Origin of the sequence: Rohdeia mirabilis (assembly GCA_007750655.1) — a bacterium.
In the GTDB taxonomy this organism is placed as follows: Bacteria; Planctomycetota; UBA1135; order UBA1135.
The window spans coordinates 574,903-588,241 of record CP036290.1; the positions used below are offsets into that span (position 1 = coordinate 574,903).

The 13,339-nt window shown below is 71.0% G+C and carries 8 protein-coding genes; 5 read left to right on the plus strand and 3 right to left on the minus strand.

Annotated elements, in window-relative coordinates; translation table 11 throughout:
- Window positions 1-14 precede the first annotated feature (14 nt).
- Window positions 15-599 carry a chemotaxis protein CheX gene (locus Pla163_RS02110; protein WP_145182841.1) on the plus strand — a complete coding sequence of 195 codons (585 nt, stop codon included), beginning with the start codon at window positions 15-17 and terminating at the stop codon, window positions 597-599.
- 16 nt (window positions 600-615) lie between these two features.
- Here the strand turns inward: Pla163_RS02110 and Pla163_RS02115 are convergent, their stop codons facing one another.
- Window positions 616-855, minus strand: a complete 240-nt coding sequence (locus tag Pla163_RS02115; protein ID WP_145182844.1) for a hypothetical protein — start codon at window positions 853-855, stop codon at window positions 616-618.
- 234 nt (window positions 856-1,089) lie between these two features.
- On the opposite strand from Pla163_RS02115, the gene Pla163_RS02120 reads away from it, so the two are divergent.
- From Pla163_RS02120 to Pla163_RS02130, 3 genes are all read left to right on the plus strand, one after another.
- Window positions 1,090-3,312: a methyl-accepting chemotaxis protein gene (locus Pla163_RS02120; protein WP_419186219.1), complete on the plus strand. Its 2,223-nt coding sequence runs from the start codon at window positions 1,090-1,092 to the stop codon at window positions 3,310-3,312.
- A gap of 90 nt (window positions 3,313-3,402) precedes the next feature.
- Window positions 3,403-4,191, plus strand: coding sequence for a TorF family putative porin (locus Pla163_RS02125; protein WP_145182849.1), 789 nt, complete (start codon window positions 3,403-3,405; stop codon window positions 4,189-4,191).
- 97 nt (window positions 4,192-4,288) lie between these two features.
- A complete protein-coding gene (locus Pla163_RS02130) occupies window positions 4,289-4,894 on the plus strand; it encodes a hypothetical protein (RefSeq protein WP_145182852.1) in 606 nt (201 codons plus the stop codon).
- Window positions 4,895-4,946: 52 nt separating this feature from the next.
- Here Pla163_RS02130 and Pla163_RS02135 read toward each other — a convergent pair whose 3' ends face one another.
- Both Pla163_RS02135 and Pla163_RS02140 read right to left on the minus strand, forming a co-directional pair.
- Window positions 4,947-9,938 (minus strand): DUF748 domain-containing protein, encoded by a 4,992-nt coding sequence (locus Pla163_RS02135; RefSeq protein ID WP_145182856.1) that lies wholly within the window; start codon window positions 9,936-9,938, stop codon window positions 4,947-4,949.
- The gene (locus Pla163_RS02140; RefSeq protein ID WP_145182859.1) at window positions 9,935-11,437 is read right to left on the minus strand and encodes a hypothetical protein; all 1,503 of its coding nucleotides are present in this window, start codon (window positions 11,435-11,437) and stop codon (window positions 9,935-9,937) included. Before Pla163_RS02140 ends, Pla163_RS02135 begins: the two co-directional genes overlap by 4 nt.
- A 188-nt stretch (window positions 11,438-11,625) precedes the next feature.
- On the opposite strand from Pla163_RS02140, the gene Pla163_RS02145 reads away from it, so the two are divergent.
- Window positions 11,626-13,221: a putative bifunctional diguanylate cyclase/phosphodiesterase gene (locus Pla163_RS02145; protein WP_145182862.1), complete on the plus strand. Its 1,596-nt coding sequence runs from the start codon at window positions 11,626-11,628 to the stop codon at window positions 13,219-13,221.
- The last annotated feature ends 118 nt before the right edge of the window (window positions 13,222-13,339 follow it).

Consider the following 13,339-nt stretch of genomic DNA (forward strand, 5'->3'; position numbering starts at 1 on the left):
GCCGTTCCGACGCCATGGCGCAGTTCCTCGACAGCACGCACGGCCTCGCTCCCGTCCTGAGCGAGTCCATCGAAGCGGTCCTCGGCGACTGGAACCTCCAGTTCGGCTCCGAGTTCCGCCCGCGTGCCGTCGGTGGTGTCGACCAGCAGCCGAGCCCGCGCTGTTGGACCCTGTTCCAACTGGGCCTGATCGGGTCGGAACGGGTCCCGTTCGACGTGTGGGTCGACGAAGACCTGGTTCGGAGCTTGGTCCTGGCGATCGGCTTCGTCGATCTGCCCGAGGTCGGTTTCGAGGGCGACAGTCTCGACGCCGTCGGCGAGTTCGCCAACCTCATGGCGGGTTCGCTCAACCGCGTCCTGTCGGCGCGGGACCCGTCGCTGCGGGTGACGCAGGCCGCGGGTGATGCGGTGGTCCGGCTGTGCGTCGAGACCGAGGTGGAGGCCCGCATGGGGACCGAGGAAGGGTCCATCCTGGCGCTCTTCTCGGTCGACTCCGGCACCGAGCACGAGCACGCGCTGGTGGTGGATCTGTCACCGCGGACGTTGAGCACGCTCGCCGGGACCGTCGAGCGCCCCGACGCCGACGAGCGCGTCGCCTGAGCCGCGGTCCGCGCGATCAGCGGCCGTAGCCCGGCTTCCCGAAGCGCAGCGGCGCGCGCTGGTCCTCGCGGCGCGACGACGCCTCTTGCACGTCGGCCCGCACTCCCGCGCGCTCGGCGATCAGCGGCGTGCGGGTGCTCGAGCCGGGCTTCAGCTGGGTCGCAGCGAGGTGCGAACTCGTGTTCCCGGCGTCCAGGGTGCCGCAGGAGCACAGGCCGAGGGCGAGCAGGAGGGCGGTGGTGCGGACGAGGGTCATCTCGGGTGGGTCGCCTGGCGACGGATTCGTGAGGAGGGGTCTCGAAGGCTGAGGGGCTTCGTCGGGGGGGCGGAGTCGAACCGCCCCCTCCATCGAGCCTATCCCACGTCGCGAGTCGGGGAGGGTCGGATGCCGGAACGGGACAGTTCGGGACCGACCGCTCCAGCGGAACCGCGGCCAGGGCCGATCTCCCACGCTCCCCCCGCTTCTCGTTCCGCAACGCAGATCCCCGCGATGAGCCGCCTCAACAACCTCCCCCTCGGTCAGAAGCTCGTGCTCCTGTTCCTCGGTCTCTCTCTCGTTCCTCTGGCAGGGGTGACGTGGATGACTCGCACGGCCGCCGTCGATGGCGCCGAGCGGATCTCGGCGGCGTCGACCGAGGCGGTCCGCGGCCAGACCCTCGCGCAGCTCGAGACGGTACGCGAGGGACGCGCGAGAGCCGTGACGCGTCTGTTCGACGTCGTGGACGGTCAGATCAGGACCTTCTCCAGCAACCTCATGGTCGCCGAGGCCGCGCGTGCCTTCACCAAGGGCGTGCAGAGCTACTCCAAGGAGTTGCAGCTCGACGAGGCGCAGGTCGAGAGGATGCGCTCCGAGCTCGAGACCTACTACACCTCCGACTTCGGTCGTGTGTATCGCGAGTCGAACGATCGCGCCGCACGCTCGACGATCGACGGCATCGACTCGGCCGCCGTCGCGCTGCAGCACGCCTACATCTTCGACAACCAACAGCCGCTCGGCTCGAAGCACCTGCTGGACCGCGCCGGCGACGCGTCCAGCTACGACGCTGCCCACGCTCGCTACCACGCCGTGATGCGGCAGTACCTGGAGGAGTTCGGGTACTACGACATCTTCATCGTCGACCCGCGTTCCGCACGCGTCGTCTACTCGGTCTACAAGGAGCTGGACTACGCGACGAGCCTGAAGAGCGGTCCCTACGCCCAGTCGGGCCTCGCCCAGGCGTTCCGTGCCGTCGCCGAGAGCACCGATCCCGACGCGGTCTTCCTGACCGACTTCGCGAACTACTACCCGTCCTACGAGGCGCCGGCGAGCTTCATCTCGTCGCCGATCTACGAGCAGGGCGACCTCGTCGGTGTCGCGATCTTCCAGATGCCCCTCGAGAAGATCACGTCCGCCGCCAGCGGTCGCGAAGGCCTCGGCGAGACGGGCGAGGCCTTCCTCGTCGGTGGCGACTTCCTGCCCCGGTCCGACTCCTATCGCTCGCCGGCCCACGGCGTCGTGGCGGCGTTCCGCAACCCGACCGCCGGTCGCGTCGACCACGAGTCCGTGACGCGCGCGCTCGCGGGCGAGAAGGGGACGTTGCTCGTGAACTCGTACGACGGCTCCGAGGTCCTGTCCGCCTACGGGCCGATCGACATCCTCGGGATGCGTTGGGCCGTGATCGCCGAGCAGTCGACCTCCGAAGCGCTCGCGGCCATCGCGGAGATCGACGCGATCTCGACCGCGACCACGAGCTCGATGATGACGCGTTCCTACGCCATGCTCGGCGGGGCCTGTCTGGTCGTGCTGATCGTGTCGCTGCTGGTCAGTCGCGGCATCAGCGGTCGCCTCGGACGCATCGGGGGCACGCTCGCCAGCCGCGCGGCTTCGGCGAAGACCACGGCCAACATCCTGCGTGACACCAGTCGCAGCCTCTCGGCCTCGGCCGACACCGAAGCGGCCAGCCTGGAAGAGGTCTCCGCCAGCCTCGAGGAGATGGACAGCCTGACCTCGATGAACGCGGCCAACACGGACCGCGCCCGGAAGCTCGCCCGCCAGTCCAGCGACGAGTCGCAGGAGGGCAACGAGTCCATGCAGAACCTCAGCCTCGCCATGGACGAGATCGCGGCCTCCAGTGCGGAGATGCTGAAGATCGTCCGCAGCATCGAGGGCATCGCGTTCCAGACCAACCTTCTCGCTCTCAACGCCGCGGTCGAGGCCGCGCGCGCCGGAGAGCACGGCAAGGGCTTCGCCGTCGTGGCCGAGGAGGTGCGCGGGCTGGCCCAGCGCGCCGCCGAAGCTGCGCGCCAGACCGGTGCGTTGATCGAGGAGAGCAGCGAACGTGTCGAACGCGGCACCCAGAGCACGCGCGAAGCCAGTGCGTCGCTCGGACGGATCGCCACGACCTGCTCGGAGACCGTCGAGTTGATCGGAGAGATCGCCACCGCGAGTTCCGAGATCAGCCAGGGCATCCAGCAGATCAACGAAGCCGTCACGGCCATGGACGACACGACCCAGAAGAACGCCAGCAGCGCCAAGGAGAGCGCACAGGGTTCCGAGGAGCTCCACGGACAGGCCGAGCAGCTCGACGAGATCGTCGAAGAGCTCCTGCGCCTCGTCGGACAGCAGCGCCAGTTGCTGTCGGAAGGCACCGCGCCCGTGCGACCGAGCACCGTCCAGGTCTCCTCTCCGCTCGCGTCCGCCACGGCGTTCTCGGACGACTTCGACGAGTTCTAGTCCGAGCCGTCCACGACCACGCCGCCCGCGACCCCACGCGGGCGGTGCTCTTCCCCGCCGGGCCGATGTGCCCGAACCCAGCTCCCCACCATGCGCAAGCTCCCCCAAGTCCTCGCGACGGCACTCTGCCTGAGCGCCTTCGCATCCTGCTCGACCGTGTCCGGTCCGCCCCAGGCTTCGGCCAGCATCAACTTCGCGAACGCGTACCTGTTCCGCGGCGTTCCGCAGATCGACGCGAACGTGATGCAATCGGATCTCTCGGTCGCTCTGCCCTACGAGGACGGTTCGACCGCGAGCCTGACCGTGTGGGGCAACATGGACCTCGAGTCCGACAACGGCAGCGCGGCGTTCGGCGGCGGCAACTCGGGCACTTTCACCGAGATCGACATCGTCCCCGAGTACGCCTGGACGATCGGCGATCTCTCGGCGGCCGTCGGCCTCATCAGCTACAGCTTCCCGAGCGGGACCAGCGGTATCACCGGCACCTCGGAGTTCTACGCTTCGATCGGTGGCGACGTGCTCGGCCTCGACGGAGCCCTGACCGCCTACTACGACCTCGAAGAGGTCGAAGGCCTCTACGTGTCGGGCAGCCTCGGACGCGGGTTCGAGTTGGCCGAACGCGTCTCGCTCGACCTGTCGATCGCTCTGGGCTACGCCGACGACGACCAGGCCATGGCCTACTACGGTTCCACCAGCGGCGGTCTCGCCGACCTGCTCTTCAGCGCGGGGCTCGGCTACGCCGTGGACGAACACATGTCGGTCGGCCTGGGCCTCTTCGCGAGCTCGATCCTCGGCAGCGACCTCGAGGACGCGGTCGACGCCGCTGGCTACGACACCGACTCGGTCTGGCTCGCGCTCGGCGCCAGCTGGAGCTACTGAGACCGGCCGAGCCGATTCGACCGGTGTGCGAGGCGGTCGGGTTCCCGCTCCGGAACCGCTGCCGCCTCGCCGACCTGATCGAACGAAGCGCCTGACCATGCAGATCCCGATCGGACCCGACCACTGGCTGGAGCCGCTTCTCGCAGAAGCGGTCGACGCTGCGTTGGGCGACTGGGGACTGCAGTTCGGAACGGTCTGGACGGCGCGGTCCATCGACACGGGCGCACGCGACGTCGGGGTCGATCTCGACGCACCGCGGACGTGGATGATGACTCGCCTCGGGCTCTGCACGCGCACTCTGCTGCCCCTTCACGTCTGGGTCTCGGAGGAAGTGCCGCGCTCGATCATCGCGGGGCTCGGGTTCGTCGAGCTCCCCGACGGAGACTTCGGCGAGGAAGGGGTCGGCATGCTCGCCGAGCTGTCGAACCTGATGGCCGGCTCGATGAGCCGCGTGATGGGCGAGCACGTCGAAGGCCTGCGCATCACCCAGCGCGTCGGCGACATCGAGACACGGCTCCTGTGCGCCCTGCCGCCGTGCCGCGCGCTCGGCGTCGCCGCCTGCGACGCGGTCTGCACGTTCCGCCTGGAGGCGTCGGACGGACAGACCGCGCTCCTGCGCTTCGCCCTGCCTCGGGCCGCCGTGGAGGTGTTCGAGCGCGATCTCGGTGACGCCGGCGGGCAGGAGGTCCGCCGCGCCGCCTGAACGCGGTCGAGACTCGAACCGGGGGGCGGCGGGTGGCGGGCGCGCCGAACGTTCAGCGCACCCGTGGCGTGAAGACGAGCACGGCGCGTTGCGCGGCACCGTTGGCGTCGGCGGCCTCGGACGCGTCCGCTCCAGCGTCCGCCGTCGCTTCGTCCTCGCCACCGACCAGGTCGTCGAGACGCGGACGGGCGAACTGCAGGCGCGCCAGTTCGTCGCCCGCGCCGCGCGCGAAGAGCTCGCGTACCAGGGCTTCGAAGCGGCGCTCGGCCAGACGCTGCGCCGCCGCGGCCACACGCTTCGCCTGGGTGCGTTCGTCGGCCGGGATCGAGAGCTCGTAGAGCGTGTCGAGCGATCCCTCGACGCCGTCGAGACGCGCGGCGGCGGTGCGCAGGGCCGCGGTCAACTCGTCGGCCTCCGCGCGCGCTCCGGTCGCCACGAGTCGCGCCAGGCGTTCCCGTTCGAACGCGAGCTGGAGCACCGTCTCGTCGCGCTCGACCTCGAGGCGGCGCGCCAGTGCGCGCGACTCCTCCACGTCGGGAATCGCCAGTGCGCGCGCGCGCTCGATGTCGCCGGGCACGAAGCGGTGACCGACGCGGTAGACCAACGCGTCGTCCTTGCCGAGGGCGCGCAGGATCTCGGTCACCTGGGCCTGGGCCGCAGCGGTCAGGCGCGTGTCGCCGACGTCGAACTCGAGCTCGATCGGCGGGCCGACGTTCGGCGTCTCGTCGGACGAACCGAAGGGATCGAGTCCGACGAAGTCGAGCAGTCCGCCGCCCAGTCGCAGCGGTGACGAGGCCAGCGCGTCCGTGATGAGGCGCACGAGGGCCTGGGTGCCCTGGGACACGAGTTCGGTCGTGCTGACACCGCTCTCGTCGATCGTGAACGTCAGCGGGATGACCTGTTCGCCGCGCTCGTTGCGCAGCACCCACAACACCGTGTCGAGCGGCGCGGGCAGGCGCAGGAAGCGCGAGATCGGTCCGTTCGCCGGTTCGCTGACCGACAGGGACGTGAACGTGGTGCGCGACTTGACGCGCTGTCCGCGTGCGCCGCGCAGATCGATGCGGACGTTCGTGTCGACGGTGCCGGCGCCGATGTCGACGCCGCCACCCGCCGCCAGACCTTGGATGGCCATGAGTTCGAAGCCGAACACTTCGGCGCGCACCCAGCCATCCGGCGAGCTACCGGGCAGGATGCGGCCGCTGACGAGCAGCTCGTCGATCCAGCGCCGCTCCGAGCGTTGCTCCTTCGCGTTGCCGGTGAGCTCGCGCGTCAGGTTGCCGAGGAACGAGCCCTCGGTCCTGGGTTCCGGGAGGTCGACCGCTCCACCGCGCAGTCCCGCGCGGAACTGCAGCGGACGGCGCGCCGGCGTGCCGATGGCCAGTTGGCGCACGTCGACCTCGAAGTCCTCGAGCGGCAGACGCACGACGGGAGTCGCCGTCAGGTCGGTGTAGGAGAGATCGAGCCCGGTCCACTGGAAGTGATCGATGGTCAGCCCGCCGCCGGTGGGGGCGGGCGAGCTCGGCGCGGTGCCGTTGCTCGCGGGCTTGCCCGCCGAGGTGCTCGCTGCGTCGCCCGCCGCACCCGCCGCCGGCACCTGTCCGGCGGGAGGCGACACGTTCGCCGTGTCCTTGGACGTTTCGACGGGCGCCGGTGTGCGCAGCACGAGTCCGGCGATCGCCAGACCGTCCGCGCGCTGTTCCACGTCGAGGACCGCGCCGGACAGCTCGACCTCGCCCAGTCGCAACGGCGCGGTCGAACTTCCGAGGCTGCGGATCTGGGTCCGCGCGAGGGCCAACTCGAACTTCGGACCTTCGGCATCCGGCGTCGGGTGGAACGCGAGGTCGCGCACCTCGATCACCGCGTTGCTCATGCGTCGCAGGTCGAAGCCAGTGGCGTCCGTGCGCGGAGCGTCGAGGCGCGCCGTCACGTCGAGCGCGAGGCGACCGTTCTCGACGCCCTCGGGCGCGAGCGTGTCGCCGAGCGGGGGCCAGGCCTGCACCCAACCCGCGGCGTCGAGACCTTCGACGCGCAGACCCAGCGCGAGCGCGAGTCCGGCCTCGTCGGGCGTCGCCAACAGATCGAGCGTGAGCGAACCGACGCCCGGCTCGAGGGCGGCCTCGAGCTTCAGGGCGAGCGGCTCCTCCTCGCCCTGGGGATCGAAGAGCACGCTCGGCTCCGCATTCTCGAGGTGCAGGCGGGCGCGCGTCGTGGTGCCGTTCGCCTCGTCCAGGATCTCGAGGCGGGCGATGTCGACGATCAGACTGCCGAGCGCGAGGCGCGGCGACTCGCGTCGACGGGTCGGCGCCGTCGCGACCTCGGTGGCGGCGGGGGCGACGCCTCTCCCGGTCGTACCTGTGGTCGCGTTCGAACTCGTGCCCGCCGGTGTCGTCGGCGGAACGAGCGTCAACCCGGCCACTTCGAGTGCTCCGTCCTCGCGCCGGATCGCATCGACCTCGACGCCCAGGACGTGCGCGGTCTCGACGAAGGTGCCGTTCGCCTCCGAGTGCGCCACGAGTGCGACGTTCGCGATGTGCAAGGACGTGCGGCCGTCCTCGACGACCAGGTTCGCGACGTCGACGTGGTCCGCGCCGTCGACCTTCGAGACGGCGATCTCGAGGCCCAACGTGCCGGACTCGAGCTCGAACTCGGGCGCCGCGAGCCCGCTGGCGCGCAGCGTCCCGGTCAGCACCGGACGGCCGCCGTTCTGGTCGGCCGGACCACCGAGAAGTCCCTCGAGCACGATCGACTCGGCCGCCAGCTGACCGTCCAGGTCGAGCGCGTCGATGCGCGCCTCGAGGCGTTCGCCACCGGCGCGGTCCGGCTGCATGCGCAGTGCGAGCTGGGCGCTCAGTCCGCGCGCGGCCTCCTCCGGATCGGGGCGCAACGCACCCAGCGCGCGCTCGCGCAGGCCCTCGACGGCCAGCGTGGCGTCGACGCGCAGGTCCTTGTCGGGCTCCGAGATCTCGCCCTCGACGGACATGCGATCCACGAGACCCGGTGCGCGGATCTCGAGGGAGAGCGTCCCGGTGCCGCCGTTGCCGCTCGTGTCGAAGCCGGCGACGCGCGCGTCGAGTTCGACGACGATCGGCTCGGGGCGGAAGCTCGCGTCCGCGCCGGGTGTCGCCGTCGCGTCGGGCTCGGTCGCGCCGTTCGCCGCCGCTCCTTCGTCGCCCGTGTCGCCCGCCTCCTGCGCGACGACCGGAACGCGGCCCATGCGCAGGGGGCCGAACGCGGTGCGTCCCGGCGCTTCCGACGTGGCGCGCACGACGAGCCCTACGACCGCGGCGTCGATCACGCCGTTCTTCTCGCTGAACTCGATGCGCGCCGCGGTGAGCGGCGTGCGCGGGCCGTCGACCAACGCCAGCTCGGTGACGCGCGCGGTCGTCGAACCGCTCGCGCTCTCGAACTGGACGCTCAGCTCGAGGCCCGTCGACGCGCCGGTCGGCTCCATGTCCGCGGCCGCGAGGTAGGGGCGCAGTCGCTCCAGCGTGATCGCATCGATCGAGACGGACGCGCGACCACCGGCCGCGGCGATGCTGCCTTCGATCCGCGCCGCGCCGAACACGCCGGGCGCGCCGAGCGTGGCACTGAGTTCGGTCGCACCGTCGGCGCCGTCGAGGTCCGCGCCGAGTTCTGTGATCTCGAGCACGAGCTGCACGGGTTCCGAGCCCGGCGTGTCGGCGCCGACCGCGCGATCGGTGAGAGCGATGCGCGCATCGACGAGCTTCGCCGTCGCGAGTCGGATCGGGCTCGCAGGCGTCGGCGAGTCCGCGGTCGGCGCTCCGCTCGCCGCGGCGTCGTCCGTTGCGTTCGCGTCGGGAGTGGAGTTCGTGTTCGAGGCCGTCGAGTCGGCGGGGTCCGCGTCGTCGGTCGCAGCCGAACCTTCGTCGACCGCGTCGTCGGGAGTCGCTCCCAGCGTGAAGCCGGCCACGACCAGGCGACCGTCGACGGCGCGGTCGGCCGCGAGCCGTAGGCCCGTGGCGTCCACGTCGATGCGCGTGCCGCGGTCGTCCGGCGCGAAGTGGGCGGTGACCCGCGCGAGCTCGAGCCACGACGACGTGCCGACGCCGGCGGGGGTGCCGAGGCTCTGCACGAGTTCGACCGCTCCTTCGAGCTGGTCCGGGCCCTTCAGCGCGAGGTCGGCGTTCGCTTCGAGACGCAGATTCTGCCCGCGATCGGGCGCCTCCAGGCCCGCTGCATCGAGGTAGGCCGTGACGCGGTCACCCTCGAGGCCCGTGAAGTCGAGCGAGACGTTCGCGCGCAGGAACTCGCGCGCCGACGCGAGCGTCGCGTCGAGGGCGATGCGATCGACCGCGCCGGGGGCTTCGAAGCGCAGGCGCGCGCGCGCGGTCTCGCCGCTGACGCCGAGGTCGGAGATCGACAGGTCGAGGTCCGCGACCATTTCGACGTTCGGCACCACGGCGCGGTCGGTCCACTCGACGTGGACCCGCTGCACGCGCGCACCGAGGATCGCGACGGGCAGTTCGAGCGACTCGAGCGGCACGTGTTCGCTGGGCTCGTCGTCCGCGACCTCGGTCGGGGCGGCGGAGGGCACGAAGCCGTCGAGCAGCGTCAGGCGCCCGTCCTCCGCGCGTTCGAGACGCGCGTCGACGCCGTCCACCTCGAAGCGTCGCACGACGACGTCACCGTCGAACAGAGCGCGCATCTCGACGTCCAGATCGATCGACTCCATCGCCAGCGCGCGTTCGCCGTCCTTCGAGACCGTGAGGCCCCAGATGTGGACGCCGCCCGACAAGAGGGCGAGGTCGAGCTCCTCGATCTCGAGGTCGAGTCCCTGGTCCGCGGCCCAGGAGGTCGCGACCGAGGTGATCACCGTCGTGAGCGAGAAGCGCACGACGAGCGCGAGCACCACCAGCACGAACAGGGCCCGGCGCGTGCGCCGGAAGCGTCGCTTCGCCGGGGGCGCGGCCGCGGGGGGCGTCGGCGTGGACGCGTTCGCGTCCGTGGTCTCGTTGCTCGTGTTCACCGTGCTCTTCGCCGAGGTCCGTGTGTCGTGTTGGCTGTGCTTCTTCCGCGCGCTCATCGGGAACCTCCGGTCGCGCCGCCGTTGGTCGTCGCGGCGGCCGTCTGGGCCTCTTCGCGGGCGCGGCGCCAGGCGTCGAGAGCCGTGCGTCGCTCCGCGCGCGGACCCAGCGGATCGAACCCCGTCGGTCCCATCCCGCGAGCGGCGAGCCAACGAGTGGCGCGCACGCGCACGGCTGGGCGCGGGTCGCTGAGCAGGAGGTCGGTCTCGTTGGCCAGTGCGGACTCGAACTCGGCCGGCGACTTCGAGCGCCGCAGGAGGTCGAGCAACAGCGAAGGCTCGGCGCCGATCGCCCCGAGGTGGATGCGCAGCACGGCCGAGAGACTGGGGTCGAGGTCGTCCAACTCGGCTTCGTTCGCGCAGGCTTCGAGCAGCGTGCGTTCGAGCAACCAGGCCTGGGCGGCCTTCGATCCGCGCAGCGCCGACGTGTCCGTCGTGTTCGCCACGCGCTCGACCCACGTGGTCAGGTCGGCGTCGTTCGCGAGCAGGACCGCGTCCAGCACGAGCGCTCGACCCGTGCTGCGCGCCAGCTCGACCAGGAGGGCGCGCCGTTGCTTCGCGTTCTCACTGGCCGCGACCAACAGCGGCGTCGGCATCGTCACGCCGAGCACGTTCGAGAGCCCGTTGCGCAGCGCGTCGATCTCGTGGGCGTGCGCGAGTCCCAGCGGTCCGGTCGTCGGTGCGGGCGTCGCGACCACTTCGATCACCAGGCCCGCGCCACCCAGGGTCGGCACGCGACACCACAGGGTGCGGCGACCGGCGGACGCGGGCAGCGGGGCCACTTCGCGACCGGCACTCGCGCGCACGAGGTCCTGATCGACCGCGCCGATCGCGGCGGACTGGGCGTCGTCGAGCTCGAGCCCCGGCACCGATCCCTCGGACGCCAGCGCCGCGCCCAGGTCGCCGTTCTCGTTCAGCCACAGGAGCAGCTCGAGCGGCTGCACGTCGCCCGCCACCGGTCGGACCGACCAGCCGCAACGCAGGCCGAGGGGGACGTCGAAAGCGTCGCGCAGGACCGCGGGCGGACGCGGCGCCGGATCCTCCGCCGAGGCCTTGTTCTTCTTCGTCGCCGACGTCGGCGCGGCGCGTTCGAGCTCACCGAACAGGGGCTCGCTCGCCCAGCCGCCCTCGGCGCCGGCGGTGAAGCGCGGCGCCGGCTCGAGGGGGTCGTCCGTGCCCTTGGCGAAGATCCAGGCCGGGACGTCGGCCGCGGGCAGGCTCGTGGGATCCGCCACCTCGACCAGGCGCACCGCGATGCGCCACTCGCCGGCCCGGGCGGCCGCGTCGGCGTCCGGGGCGACGGGGGAACCCGAGACGGCGCGGCGCTCGAGCGACCAGTTCGCGCTCGCCACGGCTCCAGAGGCCTCCGACGGGGGCGGGGGCGCGCTCGGGAAGGTCGGGATCGTCAGGTAACGGCAGCCAGGGAGCAGCGTCAGGACCGCGGCGGCGGCCAGGATCGGCGCGGCCAGGAGCCCTCGCGAGTCGTGGGGTCGGCACATGGGGCGACGAGTGTGGCACGGAGGGCGCCGGGTCCGAACGGGGGAGTTCGGACCTCGGGGGCACCCCCGCACGGCCCCCCCCCGTGTCCCCGGCGCGGCTCGCGGAGAGCGGGGGACGCCTGGCCGGGCTCAAGGGGGGCGCGCGTGCGGTCGATCCGACCCCACCGGAACCTCTTTCCCGACCCATCGTGACCGACCAAGAACGCAACGACGGCCTCGTGCCCAACCGCCCCACGATCATGCGCGTGGGTGAGCCCGTGAACCCCGAGCTGCGGCGCACGCTCGAGGCACTCGGGTGCCGTTGGATGGAAGTGGCCGACCCCGCCGACGCCAGCCGCTTGCTCGACAGCGACGACCTGGGCGAGGTGCTCGTGATGGTCAGCGGTGCTCCGGCTCTGCGCGCGTGCTTCGAAGGTCTGACGTCGAACGGCGGCAACACGTTCACCGACGACCCGGTCACCGGGCTTCCGGGTCGCGAGCAGTTCCTCGCCCGACTGGAGCAGGGTCTCGTGCACGCGGGTCGCCGCCGCCACCCGGTCGCGTGCCTGTGCATCGACTACGACGACTTCGCCGCTCTCACCGAAGGCTGGAGTGCGGGCGAGATCAGCGAGTTCACCGCGGCGGTGTCCGAGCGACTCAAGGGCTGTCTGCGCGGACGCGACGTCGTCTGCCGTCTGCCCCAGGAGGCCCAAGCGATCCGACTCGGCAGCGTCACCCCGCACAGCTTCGGCGTGGTGCTCGAGATCGAGCGCGAACACGACGCGTCCGTGGTCGGGCGTCGCATGCTCGACGCGCTCTCCGAGCCGTACATGCGCGGCGACCAGGAGATCCGCCCGAACTTCTGCATCGGCATCGCGATCCACCCCGAGGACGCGATCACCGCGCACGAGCTGTGCGAAGCCGCCGAGAGCGCCGCGGCCCGAGCGCGCGAGGAGGGCGGCCGCACGCTGCACTACTTCTCGGCCTCGATGAACTCGCGCGCGTTCCAGAAAGTCTCGATGGAGAAGGCGCTCGAGAAGGCCCTCGCCGACCAGCAGTTCGAGGTCTTCTACCAGCCCAAGGTCCAGATCGCCGACGAGCGCATCGTCGGCATGGAAGCGCTCGTGCGCTGGCGCCACCCCGAGATGGGGCTCGTCTCGCCGGCGCAGTTCATCCCGGTCGCCGAGGAGACGGGTCTGATCGTCGACATCGGTCGCTGGGTGCTCGAACAGTCCTGTCGCGACACGGTGCAGTGGCAGAAGGACGGCTTCGACCCGATCGTGATGGCGGTCAACCTCAGTCCGCGTCAGTTCCGCGATCCGAAGCTGCTCGAGGACGTGCTCGCGACGTTGGAGGCGACGGGACTCGATCCCCAGTACCTCGAGCTCGAGCTGACCGAGAGCATGCTGATGGAGAACGCGGAGGAGGCGGTCAAGATGCTGCGCAAGCTCAAGGACCGCGGCATCCACATCTCGATCGACGACTTCGGGACGGGCTATTCGTCGCTGTCGTACCTCAAGCGCTTCCCGATCGACGCGCTGAAGATCGACCGCTCGTTCATCAACGAGGTCAACACGAACCCCGACGACGCGAGCATCGCCACCTCGATCATCCTGATGGGTCGCAGCCTGCGCCTGAAGGTCATCGCCGAGGGCGTCGAGACGCGCAACCAGCTCAGCTTCCTGCGCGTCATGCAGTGCGACCAGGTGCAGGGCTACCTGTTCAGCCCGCCGGTCCCCGAGCCGAAGGCCCGTGAGCTGCTGGTGTCCCTCGGTGCGGGTGGGACGAGCCAGAAGGTGGCGTAGATTGTCGGTACGGCGTCAGGCACGAAAGTGCCACCTGCCCCGCCGAGACGCTGCGAATCGCAGCGTCGTCGGCGGCAGGTGGCACTTTCGTGCCTGACGCCGTACCGACAATCCAGAC

Excerpts from the sequence above, each read along its gene's own strand:
- Pla163_RS02110 (WP_145182841.1), top strand. The coding sequence starts at position 15 with ATGGCGCAGTTCCTCGACAGCACGCACGGCCTCGCTCCCGTCCTGAGC.
- Pla163_RS02115 (WP_145182844.1), bottom strand. The coding sequence starts at position 855 with ATGACCCTCGTCCGCACCACCGCCCTCCTGCTCGCCCTCGGCCTGTGC.
- Pla163_RS02120 (WP_419186219.1), top strand. The coding sequence starts at position 1,090 with ATGAGCCGCCTCAACAACCTCCCCCTCGGTCAGAAGCTCGTGCTCCTG.
- Pla163_RS02125 (WP_145182849.1), top strand. The coding sequence starts at position 3,403 with ATGCGCAAGCTCCCCCAAGTCCTCGCGACGGCACTCTGCCTGAGCGCC.
- Pla163_RS02130 (WP_145182852.1), top strand. The coding sequence starts at position 4,289 with ATGCAGATCCCGATCGGACCCGACCACTGGCTGGAGCCGCTTCTCGCA.
- Pla163_RS02135 (WP_145182856.1), bottom strand. The coding sequence starts at position 9,938 with ATGAGCGCGCGGAAGAAGCACAGCCAACACGACACACGGACCTCGGCG.
- Pla163_RS02140 (WP_145182859.1), bottom strand. The coding sequence starts at position 11,437 with ATGTGCCGACCCCACGACTCGCGAGGGCTCCTGGCCGCGCCGATCCTG.